Origin of the sequence: Sphingobacterium sp. UBA5670, from assembly GCF_002420705.1 — a bacterium.
Lineage (GTDB): Bacteria > Bacteroidota > Bacteroidia > Sphingobacteriales > Sphingobacteriaceae > Sphingobacterium.
In genome coordinates, this window is the sequence record NZ_DIIM01000008.1 from 1 (window position 1) to 12,685 (window position 12,685).

At 38.5% G+C, this 12,685-nt stretch carries 14 protein-coding genes; 11 read left to right on the forward strand and 3 right to left on the reverse strand.

The window, feature by feature from the left end:
- Nucleotides 1-159: 159 nt before the first annotated feature.
- The 4 genes from B3C94_RS08010 to B3C94_RS08025 are packed head-to-tail and all read left to right on the forward strand — an operon-like array spanning nt 160 to nt 4,390.
- A complete protein-coding gene (locus tag B3C94_RS08010) occupies nt 160-420 on the forward strand; it encodes a hypothetical protein (RefSeq protein ID WP_293901684.1) in 261 nt (86 codons plus the stop codon).
- Nucleotides 407-1,741, forward strand: a complete 1,335-nt coding sequence (locus B3C94_RS08015; RefSeq protein ID WP_293901687.1) for a TolC family protein — start codon at nt 407-409, stop codon at nt 1,739-1,741. The genes B3C94_RS08010 and B3C94_RS08015 overlap by 14 nt, the downstream gene beginning before the upstream one ends.
- A 10-nt stretch (nt 1,742-1,751) precedes the next feature.
- Nucleotides 1,752-2,798 carry an HlyD family secretion protein gene (locus B3C94_RS08020; protein ID WP_293901690.1) on the forward strand — a complete coding sequence of 349 codons (1,047 nt, stop codon included), beginning with the start codon at nt 1,752-1,754 and terminating at the stop codon, nt 2,796-2,798.
- 2 nt (nt 2,799-2,800) lie between these two features.
- A complete protein-coding gene (locus tag B3C94_RS08025; RefSeq protein ID WP_293901693.1) occupies nt 2,801-4,390 on the forward strand; it encodes an MFS transporter in 1,590 nt (529 codons plus the stop codon).
- A 92-nt stretch (nt 4,391-4,482) separates the two neighbouring features.
- Here B3C94_RS08025 and B3C94_RS08030 read toward each other — a convergent pair whose 3' ends face one another.
- On the reverse strand, nt 4,483-4,803 hold the full coding sequence (locus tag B3C94_RS08030; protein ID WP_293901696.1) for a hypothetical protein: 321 nt from the start codon (nt 4,801-4,803) through the stop codon (nt 4,483-4,485).
- Nucleotides 4,804-5,367: 564 nt separating this feature from the next.
- On the opposite strand from B3C94_RS08030, the gene B3C94_RS08035 reads away from it, so the two are divergent.
- The 3 genes from B3C94_RS08035 (at nt 5,368) to B3C94_RS08045 (ending at nt 8,571) form a co-directional block, all read left to right on the forward strand.
- Nucleotides 5,368-6,231 carry an SDR family oxidoreductase gene (locus tag B3C94_RS08035; RefSeq protein WP_293901699.1) on the forward strand — a complete coding sequence of 288 codons (864 nt, stop codon included), beginning with the start codon at nt 5,368-5,370 and terminating at the stop codon, nt 6,229-6,231.
- Between the two features lie 246 nt (nt 6,232-6,477).
- On the forward strand, nt 6,478-7,332 hold the full coding sequence (locus B3C94_RS08040) for an AraC family transcriptional regulator (protein ID WP_293901702.1): 855 nt from the start codon (nt 6,478-6,480) through the stop codon (nt 7,330-7,332).
- A gap of 75 nt (nt 7,333-7,407) precedes the next feature.
- Nucleotides 7,408-8,571: an FAD-dependent oxidoreductase gene (locus B3C94_RS08045; protein WP_293901705.1), complete on the forward strand. Its 1,164-nt coding sequence runs from the start codon at nt 7,408-7,410 to the stop codon at nt 8,569-8,571.
- Nucleotides 8,572-8,661: 90 nt separating this feature from the next.
- Here the strand turns inward: B3C94_RS08045 and B3C94_RS08050 are convergent, their stop codons facing one another.
- Complete coding sequence (locus B3C94_RS08050; RefSeq protein WP_293901708.1) at nt 8,662-9,396, reverse strand: SDR family NAD(P)-dependent oxidoreductase; 735 nt, start codon at nt 9,394-9,396, stop codon at nt 8,662-8,664.
- 170 nt (nt 9,397-9,566) lie between these two features.
- Here B3C94_RS08050 and B3C94_RS08055 point away from each other — a divergent pair, with 170 nt between their 5' ends.
- Entirely contained in the window at nt 9,567-9,920 is a 354-nt protein-coding gene (locus B3C94_RS08055) for a winged helix-turn-helix transcriptional regulator (protein WP_293901711.1), read from the forward strand.
- A gap of 315 nt (nt 9,921-10,235) precedes the next feature.
- Here B3C94_RS08055 and B3C94_RS08060 read toward each other — a convergent pair whose 3' ends face one another.
- Nucleotides 10,236-10,583, reverse strand: coding sequence for a winged helix-turn-helix transcriptional regulator (locus tag B3C94_RS08060; RefSeq protein WP_075993094.1), 348 nt, complete (start codon nt 10,581-10,583; stop codon nt 10,236-10,238).
- 125 nt (nt 10,584-10,708) lie between these two features.
- Between B3C94_RS08060 and B3C94_RS08065 the strand changes: the two genes are divergently transcribed.
- From B3C94_RS08065 to B3C94_RS08075, 3 genes are all read left to right on the forward strand, one after another.
- Nucleotides 10,709-11,503, forward strand: coding sequence for an SDR family oxidoreductase (locus B3C94_RS08065; RefSeq protein WP_293901716.1), 795 nt, complete (start codon nt 10,709-10,711; stop codon nt 11,501-11,503).
- A 128-nt stretch (nt 11,504-11,631) separates the two neighbouring features.
- The gene (locus tag B3C94_RS08070; protein WP_293901718.1) at nt 11,632-11,955 is read left to right on the forward strand and encodes a nuclear transport factor 2 family protein; all 324 of its coding nucleotides are present in this window, start codon (nt 11,632-11,634) and stop codon (nt 11,953-11,955) included.
- An 86-nt stretch (nt 11,956-12,041) separates the two neighbouring features.
- A complete protein-coding gene (locus B3C94_RS08075) occupies nt 12,042-12,677 on the forward strand; it encodes a serine hydrolase domain-containing protein (RefSeq protein ID WP_293901859.1) in 636 nt (211 codons plus the stop codon).
- Nucleotides 12,678-12,685: the final 8 nt, after the last annotated feature.

Sequence of the window (12,685 nt, forward strand, 5' to 3'; positions counted from 1 at the left end):
GTCGCATCACGAGAATGGAATTGGGGTTTTGATCGACAATATTGATTAATTGGCTAAGAATTTCCATATGGCCAAATATAGCAAATATTAGGCTAATTATATATAAAGATAGCTTGGTGCCTTGAATAATTTTGCTGTGTTAATAATCGTAGAATCACTATGAAACATAAAAACATAAAACCGGACAAAGATTTTGCACTTGAAAGACAGGTCGGAAAATCTGAAGATAAATTCCCTCATTCAGATCAAGAAATTGATAAAGCCAACATCTACTGTCTGGCTTGCATCTATTCTAGTCCTTTTATGCCAATGATAGATTTAAGCTTTGCTTTTGATGAGTTGAAAAAGATGCTAAAACAATGCTTAAAAAATAGAAAGAAACCAATCATTTATAAAAACAAAACTAATGAAACAATATAAAACAGTTTTGGTTTTGGGCATATTGTTGCTGTTATTGGCACCCTTTATTTACGCTCAGCATATAGAAAAATCCGAACCCTTAAGCTTGGAAGAAATATGGAAATTTGCTGAAATGAATAATCGACAGCTGAAACTATCTGACCTAAATCATCAGCAAAGTAAAATAGAAATATTGGAAGCCAAAGATCGCTTGTTGCCAGAACTTTCTCTAGGTGGAGATTTCAAACTCAATTCCAAATTTCTGATTTACGACAATGGGTTATTCTCTTCTCCACAGGATGTACCTGTAAAAGGCTATGGTTACGGAGTAGGCTACAACTTGAATCTCAATCTTTACAATGGTGGTAAAGACAAACGAAACATCGACATGAAAAAGGAAGAAGAGACGCGAAAACAATATGAAGTGGATCTGCAAAAGCATAGTGTAAAATATAATGCCGCAGTTGCTTATTTTGATTTATACAAGTTTTTGCATTTCTATGATTTTCTTCATGCAGAGATTGAAGCAGAACAAAAACAATTGAGATTGATAGAAAGTCTGCATAAAAACGGTACCGTATTAAAGAGTGATGTACTAAGAGCCTCCGTGATATTGTCTCAACTGGAACTTAGTCTTTCTGATGTTAGAAAAAAGATTGAAATAGCTAAACAACGTCTCAATATACTGATGGGACGTGAATATGATGCAGAGCTGGTAATCAAATACCAGCATATAATTGAATTAAACGCAATCACAGATGGAGACTACAATGATTATTTAGACATCGCTTTTAATAATTCACCAGCGTATAAAATGGTCAATAGCGATATCAAATGGAGCGAACTGAACGTAAAACAAGTGAAAGCTATGCTAATGCCCAAAGTTTCATTGTATTCTAACTATAATTACAACTATCCGCAGATTTCCTTTTATCCATATTCCAATGATTTGTGGGGATTTGGTCAGACCGGAATTAAACTACAGTATTCTATAGATAATTTGTACAAAAGTAAACATATAATTGCTCATGCTCAAGCCGTCAGCAGTCAGGTTAACGAAAAAGCAGAAATGAAGAAGGACGAAATCTCTCTGCAGGTAAAAGAAGCTTATTTGCAGCAACAACAGGCTTTGGAGAGCGTGGAAGCGGCAGAGAAGAATATTATTAAAACCACTGAAACCGTTCGTGTTATCAGCAGCAGCTATTTAAATCAGGAATCGTTATTGACTGATCTTTTGGATGCAGAAAATGCTTTATTGGAAGCAAAATTTAATCTGACAACAGCACGGACGAACGTAAAAGTAACCCATATCAGATTATTGGCAATCGTAGGAATTCTTTAATACAAATATGATGAATAAGAACAAAACAGATAAAATTATTGTCAGCCTAACCAAATGGTTGGGAATTGCATTATTCGCAGGGATTATTATTTGGGGAACTATCTATTTCTTAAAAGGATATCGCTACGAACAGACTAATGATGCTCAGGTAGATGCTTACTTGTCACCCATAAACGCAAAAGTAGGTGGCTATATCAACAAAATATATTTCAAGGACAATCAGCTGGTAAAAAAAGGCGACACACTTGTTGTGATTGAATTGGACGAGTATGGACTGAAAAAAGATGCCGCATCAGCAGAACTCTTAAGTTCACATGCTAAATTGCCCATTTTGGCTGCAAACGCAGAAACGCAACTTAAAACTATTGAAGTCATAAAAGCACAATTGGCAGGAGCTACAGTGAGATTGAACCAGCAGCAAAAAGAATTTGACCGCTATAAAAATCTACTGGCGGATGAATCTACCACACAACAAAAATTCGACAATATCAGTGCTACTCTATCCATTGCGAAGTCAGATTATGATCAAGCTAAAGCTTCTCTACAAGTAGCAAAATCTAGGCTGAATGATTTTAGAGCACAAAATAATGCTATACGGGCCGAGATAAAAATTAAAGAAACACTTCTTCAAAGACAGGAACTGGACATTCGATACACGGTTATCACCGCGCCTTTTGACGGACAAATTGGTAAAAAGACCATTCAGGAAGGGCAACTGATACAAGCTGGCCAGACGTTGGCCTTTTTGGTGAACAATACCGAGGAAAAATGGGTGATAGCAAATTTTAAGGAAACACAGACTGGTAATTTCAAGATCGGGCAAGCGGTATTCATTGAGGTTGATGCTTTCCCAAATGAAAAATTCACCGGTACTATCGAGTCCCTTTCGCCAACTACAGGATCCCGCTATTCATTGCTTCCGCCAGATAATGCTACAGGTAATTTTGTCAAAATCATACAGCGTATTCCTGTTAAAATTAAACTTACCGATACGCCTGAAAAATTAGCGAACCTCTCTGCCGGAATGAATGCCAATGTCTACATTTTAAAAGATTAATGATGCAAGCACATAAAATACCGATTTTTAAATCGTGGGTGTCTGAATGGGTGGCGAGAGCCGTCATATTTGCCATTCTGATGACCTGTCTGTTCAGCTTTGCTTTCTATGCTAGTCCGATCGCAACGATGGGATTTTACGGCATACAGTCTACCGATGTACAATATGGGATGGTTGTTACCTATGGTTCAACAGTGGCCTTCCTCGCACTTGATTTTCGGATAGTAAAATATTTTGCACCAAGAAAATATCTGCTGATTGCCCTTACAGTTAATGCCATATGTTTCGTAATCTGCTTTCATTTCAAAGATTGGACATTGTTTGTTATTTGCCAGTTTTTGCAAGGGATTACCTGCGCATTGATGTCAGGAATTGTGTTACAGCTCATTTTTCCAAGATTACAGTCTGTACGTGCCCGTGTGATAGCTTACAGCCTTCTTTACGGCAGTATACAGATGGCTGTACCTTTCTATTCCATCTATACAAGTGTAGTTCTTCATTTCTTTGATTTTAACTGGCTATTCTACGGATTTATTGTCATGCTCATTATCCTGACATTTGTGGCTTTACTGACAATGAGCGGTAGAGCCAGGTTTACCAAAAAGATACCCTTATATCAAGTGGATTGGATAGGCTATTTGTTTTATGTGTCTTTCATCTTGATATTGGGATACATCCTTGTCTATGGACGGCAGCTGGGATGGTTTGATAATCCATTAATTTTGATGCTTAGTTTAGGTGCTTTAGTTATTTTTTCTCTCTTTATTATCAGAGAATCAAAACTAAAAAGACCATTGATCAATTTACAGATTTTTAAGGCAAAGAATTTTGTTTTTGGTTTATTCCTTCTTATTACATTCTACATTTTTAAAGGAAGTACTGGACTAACCTATGGTTATGTGGAAGTGATTTTAGGAAATGACCCACTGAATATCATTCCGATATGGATGGCTGTAATTTTAGGAACGATCCTGAGTATGTTCGTCACTTCCCGATTTGTCCTGATGGGTTGCAACTTGATAAGGATGATTATTGCTGGTTTTGGAATAATGGCGATTTATTATGCTTATATGATCGTATTTGTTTCGGTACAGGGTGAAACAATCGATTTTGTTCTGCCGATGTTTATTTATGGTGTGTCAACAGGTGTTCTATTTGTCCCGATTGTTTCATTTACCGCTTCATCAGCACCTCCGAAAATTGCATTCAATGCCTCGCTGGTTGGCATATTAGCAAGGTTCACAGGTTTTAGTGCAAGTTTGGCATTTAACAACGAACTTCAATTATTTACAAAATCCGGTGTTCGCGAAAAGGTTCGTGAAGCACTCACGGAAACAAATCCGCAATTACCGCTTACTTTACTGGATATCCAAAATCAATATATAAATGCCGGCAACGATATGTATGCGTTGAAAGCAGTATCCACAGGCTATTTCAATCAAATGATCAGTCATCAGGTATTGGCGCGTGCTACGAGGTATTATTACGATTGGATGTTAATGGGGGTGATTTTTGTCATTGTTATCTTAATTCTTTTGCCTCAAATTCAATATGTTGTTTTAAAATTAAGGAAAGGTAATATTCCTTATTGATTCCATATATTTATTTGGTCAAATCAGCATAGCAAACAAATTAACTGTCAAGTTAGTCTGTTTGCTATGCTATTTAACGGAAAAGTGTTTTTCTAAATGGTTGTTTCATCTAAATCTGAGGGCGCGGTTGGCGGTTGAACAGGTAGCCCTTCCGCATCATTTGCTTCTTCCTGTTCGGCGATTTCATCATCATCTAGTCTGCCTTCCTCCTCATTTCCAGTTTCTTCATGAATACCTAGATCATCCTGATCAGGCATTTCAGGATCTTCGTCTGACTCATTTTCCAAAAAGTCTTCATCAGGATCGTTTGATACATCGTTTGGACGATCATTAGGGTCTTGTTGTGATACAATTGCAAATGCAATGATTGGCATACCTTGATGCTGATCTTGCGCTAATTTTTTTCTGTTCATATCCTACAATTAATTTTTATATAGAACCTCTTTGATTCAAGAATCGTTAGTTGATTAACTACGTTTTAAACTCCAATTTATACTTGAAATCGTAGCTATCTATAGTGGGATTTATTATAACCGGCATTACTCGTTGAATTTTTCGAAGAACATTTGTCCCAGTTTTTGTCGAGAAGGGTATTGAGACGATCTGAGGGAGGGATGGGCATATCTGAGAATTTGACTCGTGCAAATGCGATCCTTCTAATCTTATTGGCATTGATATTTGCCATTGCCAACTCGATTGGAAACTCACCTAGTGGGAAAATGTCCGTCTTAAAAAAGCATAGGCATTTTTTTTATCCCTTTATCAAAGAGGCAATGTAAATACGTGCCAAACCTTTCAGACATTGGCTTTGTTCATTTTATGGATGAATCGGCAAAAACTCTTTCGCAAAATGCCGATTACCTCCATTTATCAATAAAAGTTACCAAAGAATCACTGACACTGTAAGACCCTGCCATTTGCACTGACCCTTACACATTTTAGAAATCAGTTATTGTCTGTAATTATTTAAAAAAAGCATGAAAAAAGCAGTAAGTAAAAAAAATCGACCGTTGCAAAAGCAAAAGCGACCTGGATTGGAAAAAAATATGACACCAGTTCCTGACACTTCTCCGATAAAGTATCCCGTAGAAGGAAAATTAAAAAATAAGGTAGCGTTAATTACGGGAGGAGATAGTGGCATAGGCAAAGCTGTAGCTTTGTTATTTGCGAAGGAGGGAGCTGATATTGTAGTCGCCTATCTTAATGAAACAAAAGATGCAAAACAAACTCAGAAAGAGGTTGAATCCTTCTCAAGAAAATGTACGCTGATTAAAGGTGATTTGGGAAAAGAAAATCACTGTAAAAAAGTGATTGAACTAACGATAAAAACGCATAAGAAAGTTGATATTATCGTTAACAATGCAGGTCTTCATTGGGAAACAGAATCAATCGAGAAAATTACCACTGAACAGTTATATAAGACTTTTCAAAATAATTTCTTTTCCTATTTTTGGATTACGAAATACGCCATGCCTTACCTTAAGAAGGGAGCAAGCATCATTAATACATCTTCTGTGACTGCGTATCGAGGTAGTCCAAAGTTGATCGATTACTCAGCAACAAAAGGCGCTATTATTTCTTTTACACGAAGCTTGTCAGCAAATCTTATCGCTAAAGGAATTAGGGTCAATGCGGTCGCCCCAGGTCCGGTGTGGACTCCATTGATCGCATCGTCATTTGATCCTAAAAAGAACTCCGAATTTGGAAGCGATTCCCCAATGAGAAGGGCAGGGATGCCGAATGAAATTGCACCAAGCTTCCTATTTCTCGCTAGCGAAGATTCAAGTTTTATAAGTGGTCAAGTTTTACATCCCAATGGTGGAGAAATCATCAATGGTTAGCGAACATATAATTTATCGTGCAACAGCTTTAAGATTTAATTATGAAACATTATCCTTGATAGAAGGAGATATCGTTAAAGTGAATCTCCGATCAACAGGGGAGATTACAATAAAAACAGGAAATTAAGAGGTCGCTCGTCCCATTAATTGTACAAACTGCGGCAGACGGAAGATGAGAATGCTTACTTTTATTGAGAAAGTGTATTCTCTTTTTCAAGAAACTACTATTATTAAGTCTGTTTTATAATGAGAAAAAAAGACAAAAATATTCCTGTTAACACATTGCCTGAAGGAACTTCAACGGGTATTATGATGATGCGTGAATCATTTCATGGATCACCAGATCCCGAAGTTGAACGAGCCCATCGCGATGGAGGCTATACGTTTATCATTCAAGAAAAAGGAAATACAACTATTGAAATTGATTTTCAAACCTATTGCATTAAAGCCCCAGCCATTGTTTACATCAATCCCCATCAGGTGCATCGCGTGATCTCATTCGACAAATCTATGCTCAGTACCTGGATCGTTACCGAAGAAAACATTCGTGCAGCATATTTAAGCTTGTTGCAAGATCTTTCACCGGCAGACATATTGTCTGTAAAACCTGAGACCCTTGATGTCCTGACAGACGCCGTTGCCTTATGTATGAAATTGTCTGGAAAAAGAACGGAGATTTTGTATCATTCCATTTTAAAAGAAAGCTGTAATACCTCGATTGCGCTGATTATTTCACAATATTTAGCTTTGGAAAAATCGACAGTATATCATACCCGATTTGAAGATATCACAAGAGCGTTTAAAACAACATTGGAAAAGAATTATAAGAAGGTTAAAAATCCAAGGGATTATGCCGGACTTTTAAACCTATCGACTTCTTACCTCAACGAATGTGTCAAGGTGACGACTGGTAAACCCGTTTCTATCCATATTCAGCAGCGGATTATACTGGAGGCCAAACGGCTGCTTTATCATTCCGGGAAGTCAGTGAAAGAGATTGCGGATGAACTCGGCTACGATGACTTTTCCTACTTCACACGGCTGTTCAGCAAAGCGGTAGGAATGTCACCGACTGCTTTTATCGCTAAAAACCGCGAATAGTCCTAACGTTACAGCATCTCGTTATTGTATCGCCTTTCTTTCCACCGTTCCTTTGTATCATTAAAAAAGATAGAAATGTTAAGCGAAAAAAATATAGCCATCGTTGGAGGTGGTCCAGGTGGTCTGACATTGGCCAGGCTGCTGCAAATGAAAGGTGCACAGGTTAAAGTGTATGAAAGAGATTTTAGTCAAGCCGCAAGGGTACAGGGAGCTATTGTAGATCTGCACTTTGATTCAGGTCTTAAAGCGATGGAGGCGACGGGACTTATGGAGGCCTTTAAAGCAAACTTCATGAAGGGTGCCGACAAATACCGTCTGCTTGATCCGCAGGGAAATATGCTGATGGATGAGAGTCAGCGAGACGAACAACCCGTATTTGGAGATGAACGTTTCCGGCCAGAAATCGATAGAGGAGCGCTTAGAGATCTCCTAATCGACGGACTGCTTCCTGGTACCGTAGTATGGGATAGTCAGCTTATAGGTTTGCAGGAAATTGAAGATAAATGGGAATTAAAATTTAAGAATGGAATGACCGCGGCTGCTGATCTGGTCATCGGATCGGACGGTTACCGCTCCAAGGTTCGTTCCTATCTGACCGATTTGAAAGCTCTTTATTCCGGAGCAGCAATTATCCAGGGCGAAATAGATCATCCCGAGATTGCATGCCCGGAAATGTACGAACTAGTTAATCAAGGGAATCTGATGGCTATGGGAGATGGGGCGACTCTAGTTGTCCAGCCTAGAGGCGACGGCGGATTTACTTTTTATGCAGCCTCAATGTATCCGGAAAACTGGGGTATATCCAGCGGTATAGATTTTGGTAACCCCATAGAAGTGAACGGGTATTTAAAAAAACATTTTGTAAATTGGAATCCTGTCTTCTTCATGCTTTTTGAAGCCAGTGAACATTTTACGTGGCGCCCACTTAACTATTTTCCTTTATCGAAAAGGTGGCCTTCTAAAAGTAATCTTACCCTCATTGGGGATGCCGCGCATTTAATGCCTCCGAATGGTGAAGGCGTAAATCTGGCCATGCTGGACGCTTTGGATCTGTCGGAATGCCTAACCAGCGGAAGGCAAGCCAATCTTAAAGAGGCAATTTCAGCTTATGAAGATATCATGTTTGAAAGGGCTGCGCCTCTTTGCATGGAAACAATTGATGGAATAAAAGATTTTGCCGCACCAACTAACGAATCGGTAAAGGAACTTGTTAGATTGCTAAGTAATAGTAAATCATAGCTTCAATGGATGGCGTTTCAAATGTTAATTCCAAGATTAGATATGATATACCTAGTGGATAACACTAAGTATATCATATACTAGGCATATTTATCTGCGAATGGTAACGCCGCCATCTACCGCCAGATATGAACCTGAAATATAAGAGGCTTCGTTTGAAGACAAGAAAACAATTGCGTTAGCAATTTCTTCAGCTTGTCCGATTCGTTTCAATGGAACTGCCGCTGCTATGGCATTTTTTATATCTGCAGGCGTTTGCTGATTCATCGGTGTATCGGTCAATCCGGGAGCAACCACATTTACTCTGATTTTTCTGTCTGCCAGTTCAGTAGCTGCGGTACGTGCAATCGCATCGACTGCACTTTTTGTAGCTGCATAAGCACCCATTTGTGCATACCCGCTCACAGAGACTCCAGATGAGATAAGAACAATGGAAGCTCCATCTGATAAATGAGGGATTAATTTCTGCAAAGTAAAGAATAGTCCTTTGACATTGATGTTGTAAAGGTCGTCAAAAACCTCTTCAGTTGTATCTTCAATTGAATATTGCTTTGCTATTCCAGCATTCAGTACAAGCACATCCACTTTGTTTCCGCTAGCTGCAACTGTTTCTGCCAATAGCGTAATATCTGCCAGTTTGGACGTATCAGAAGACAAGGTCTTCAGTTTGGGGCTATTAATACTTCCTGATGCTACTTGCAGGGTATCGGTATTTCGGCCTGTTATCAATACATTTGCTCCTTTTTCAATAAATGTTTTAGCAGTAGCTAATCCAATTCCTGCACTTCCGCCGGTAATTACTACATTTTTATCTGAGAAATTCATCTTTTTTTTAAATTTTTAATGATCGAAAATTCTATTCTAGTCAAGACTTTTTAAACTGTTTGTTTTTGAAATCGATTTCTTTAACTATACAAATCTAAATTGATTAAATTTATTTTGGTAACTTTGTAACCAAAAGTAACAGTAACTTTTGGGTAACAAAGTAACTTATTATGGAAGTAGAATGCTCGAATAACGACACAAACAGAAAACAGATTATGGCTGTTCACGATGCCATGGATGTGTTGAATGGCAAATGGAAAATCTCAATAATATCGTCAGTTTGCTATTACAACAAACGGCGTTTTTCTGATATTTTAAACGATGTGAAAGGAATCTCTAATAAAATGCTGAGTAAAGAGCTGAAAGAATTAGAAATGAATCAGCTCGTTAAACGGATAGTTCTCGACACGCAACCCGTAACGGTTCAATATCAACTAACAGAATACGGCTTGACACTAAAAAAAATTATCAATACCCTGGCCGAATGGGGAACTGAACATCGAAAAGTGATTGTTGGGAAGTAATTGATGAGTTGTCGATAAGAGGCCATAAAAGATTATCGGAAATCTATAAAAGGAGAGCGTGCTAAAAATGGCTGCCCTACATCTCCGATATAATCCGGCTTGATTTGATTCTTGATAACAAGTTAGCCTCAATAGTCAAGTTTACTGTTCCTTAAAGGTTGCAGATGGTCAGGTACCGACCTTCTTTCTCGGCTTTTTGCCGGTCGACACAATCCTTTTCTAGCGTATGTATATAAGTCGATTCTAAATGAAGTATCGACTTTCTTTGATATTTAGCACGCCATCTTTGGATTTCCCTAAGGGAAATTGAACGTTTTATTTCAAAATTACTTTCCTTAGACGTTCCTGATGCTCATCCCCCCAATTTCCTAGTGCAGAAATTACAGGGATTAAAGTCTTCCCAAATTCTGTAAGACTGTATTCCACTTTAGGTGGTACAACAGGGTAAATAACTTTTGCAACTAATTCGTGCTCTTCAAGTTCTTTTAGCTGAACATTTAGAACTCTTCGTGAAGCATCCGGTATTTTGCGCTGGAGTTCGCTTGGGCGTTTGTACCCTTCATTGATAAACCATAATAATCGTATTTTCCATTTACCATAGAGAACTTCACCAATCAGGTCTAAACCACAGTTGAGACTTAAAGGAATTTTCTTTTCGTACATATTCCAAAATTAAGTCAATGTTCGAAAATATACAATATGGGATAAATTTATCCCTATGCAATTCGTTTTTCCGTACTTGTGTAAACTGTTTATAGGTCGGAAATTTGTATAAAAATATTTCAATAATGGAACATATAGTTGATTTCAACAAGGAGTTGTCGGGTAAACTTGCTTTGGTAACCGGTGGTACAAAAGGCGCGGGAAAGGCAATAGCTGAGCGCTTGTTAAATGCAGGCGCAACGGTGATTATTGCGGCAAGAAATACCCCTAAACAAGCCAACGACAACTTACATTTTATTTCTGCTGATCTAAGCCAATCTACCGGAACCCAAAAAATAGTTACAGAAGTTCTTCAAAAATTTGGAAGGCTGGATATACTCGTCAATAATCTTGGTGGTTCAGATGCACAGGGCGGAGGTTTTTCAGTATTGAGCGATGAAGATTGGGAAAAGGCTCTTCATACCAATCTGCTTGCGCCGGTCCGTTTAGACCGAGGCTTTTTGCCTCACATGTTGGAAAAGGGAAATGGTGTCATTATTCATATCGCTTCCATACAAGCTAGATTACCCTTATATGATTCAACTTTACCTTATGCGGCAGCAAAAGCAGGACTGCTAAATTATAGTAAAAATCTTTCAAATGAAGTCTCGCCGAAAGGAGTACGAGTTTTAACAGTTTCGCCGGGCTGGATACAGACAGACGGTGCAACAGGAATGATGCAGGAAATTTCGGAGCGTACCGGTATTAGTGTTGAGGAAGCAATCCAACAGGTCATGAATAGCCTGGGAGGAATACCTTTTGGCAGGCCGGCAAAACCCGAAGAGGTTGCGGAATTGGTAGGCTTTTTAGTATCACCACGAGCAGGATATCTCACCGGAACCGAATTTGTAATCGATGGCGGGACAATACCCACCGTTTAAATTTAATCATATGCCGGCATACATAAGCCTTACCAGGAGGCCGCAGCACACCGCAAGGCTGGGGCAATATATAATGAAATTCTTGTGGAAGGAATTGTATAGGTTAAAAGTATCTAAAATAAGAAATCATGGAATTACCAAAAGTGTTAGTCGATTTAGTAGGGGCACAAGAAAGCTATAATAGTGTTGCATATGCCAATTGTTTCTCCGAAACAGCAGTAGTTTATGACGAGGGCAAAATGCACAAGGGACGAAAAGAGATCGAAAAATGGATTTCAAATGCAAACAAAAACTATAAGTCAATTATGAAGCCTATCAGCTTTGAGAAGAGTGAGGATGAAAGTATTTTGAAAGCGGAAGTCTCAGGTAATTTTCCTGGAAGTCCTATTGTATTGAGTTACCGGCTCAATATTGTTGGTGATCAAATCCAATTTCTAAAAATTACCGGTTAAGGAGAAAAATAAAATTCATTAAAATTTAAGGAAAGCGTTTATACTAATATCTAAAAGGCTAGAGTTGTTTCTGTAGCCTTTTAGAGCTGGAAAAGCGCGGGATGCTCGCCTATGATGACTTGACGTCCAAGTATATTCCCGAACTAAGCGATTATGGTAATATTACCGTTAAGCACCTACTTCAACATACCAGTGGTCTTCCCGACTATATGGACCTGTTTATCGAGAATTGGGACAAGGGTCATTTTGTAACAAATGAAACTATTGTAACCGAGTTTGTGAAACATAAGCCAGTAGTTCATTTCCAGCCAGGTGAGCGATATGAATACAGTAATACGGGGTATGCGTTATTGGCGCTTATAATTGAGCGAGTAGCAAAAGAAAGTTTCGGTACCTTTTTGAAGAATAAAATATTCGATCCCCTGGGTATGTCGAATACCTCCGTGTATCAAAGTCGATATGCGCCACGTGTACTAAAAAATTACACTGTAGGGTATGTGACAGATAGTTTGGATAACAAAGTTGCTGCTGATGGCCTCGGTAAAGATCACTATTATTATTATTATCTGGATGGTGTGGTAGGAGATGGTATGGTAAATTCCACCTTAGACGATCTATTCAAATGGGATAGAGCATTGTATACAGAGCAATTGGTCAATGCAACGGATAAGGAATTAATCTTTCAATCAGGAGTGACGGCAACCGGAGAGAAGACAGATTAAGCTGTTCG

Excerpts from the sequence above, each read along its gene's own strand:
- B3C94_RS08010 (WP_293901684.1), top strand. The coding sequence starts at position 160 with ATGAAACATAAAAACATAAAACCGGACAAAGATTTTGCACTTGAAAGA.
- B3C94_RS08015 (WP_293901687.1), top strand. The coding sequence starts at position 407 with ATGAAACAATATAAAACAGTTTTGGTTTTGGGCATATTGTTGCTGTTA.
- B3C94_RS08020 (WP_293901690.1), top strand. The coding sequence starts at position 1,752 with ATGAATAAGAACAAAACAGATAAAATTATTGTCAGCCTAACCAAATGG.
- B3C94_RS08025 (WP_293901693.1), top strand. The coding sequence starts at position 2,801 with ATGCAAGCACATAAAATACCGATTTTTAAATCGTGGGTGTCTGAATGG.
- B3C94_RS08030 (WP_293901696.1), bottom strand. The coding sequence starts at position 4,803 with ATGAACAGAAAAAAATTAGCGCAAGATCAGCATCAAGGTATGCCAATC.
- B3C94_RS08035 (WP_293901699.1), top strand. The coding sequence starts at position 5,368 with ATGAAAAAAGCAGTAAGTAAAAAAAATCGACCGTTGCAAAAGCAAAAG.
- B3C94_RS08040 (WP_293901702.1), top strand. The coding sequence starts at position 6,478 with ATGAGAAAAAAAGACAAAAATATTCCTGTTAACACATTGCCTGAAGGA.
- B3C94_RS08045 (WP_293901705.1), top strand. The coding sequence starts at position 7,408 with ATGTTAAGCGAAAAAAATATAGCCATCGTTGGAGGTGGTCCAGGTGGT.
- B3C94_RS08050 (WP_293901708.1), bottom strand. The coding sequence starts at position 9,396 with ATGAATTTCTCAGATAAAAATGTAGTAATTACCGGCGGAAGTGCAGGA.
- B3C94_RS08055 (WP_293901711.1), top strand. The coding sequence starts at position 9,567 with ATGGAAGTAGAATGCTCGAATAACGACACAAACAGAAAACAGATTATG.
- B3C94_RS08060 (WP_075993094.1), bottom strand. The coding sequence starts at position 10,583 with ATGTACGAAAAGAAAATTCCTTTAAGTCTCAACTGTGGTTTAGACCTG.
- B3C94_RS08065 (WP_293901716.1), top strand. The coding sequence starts at position 10,709 with ATGGAACATATAGTTGATTTCAACAAGGAGTTGTCGGGTAAACTTGCT.
- B3C94_RS08070 (WP_293901718.1), top strand. The coding sequence starts at position 11,632 with ATGGAATTACCAAAAGTGTTAGTCGATTTAGTAGGGGCACAAGAAAGC.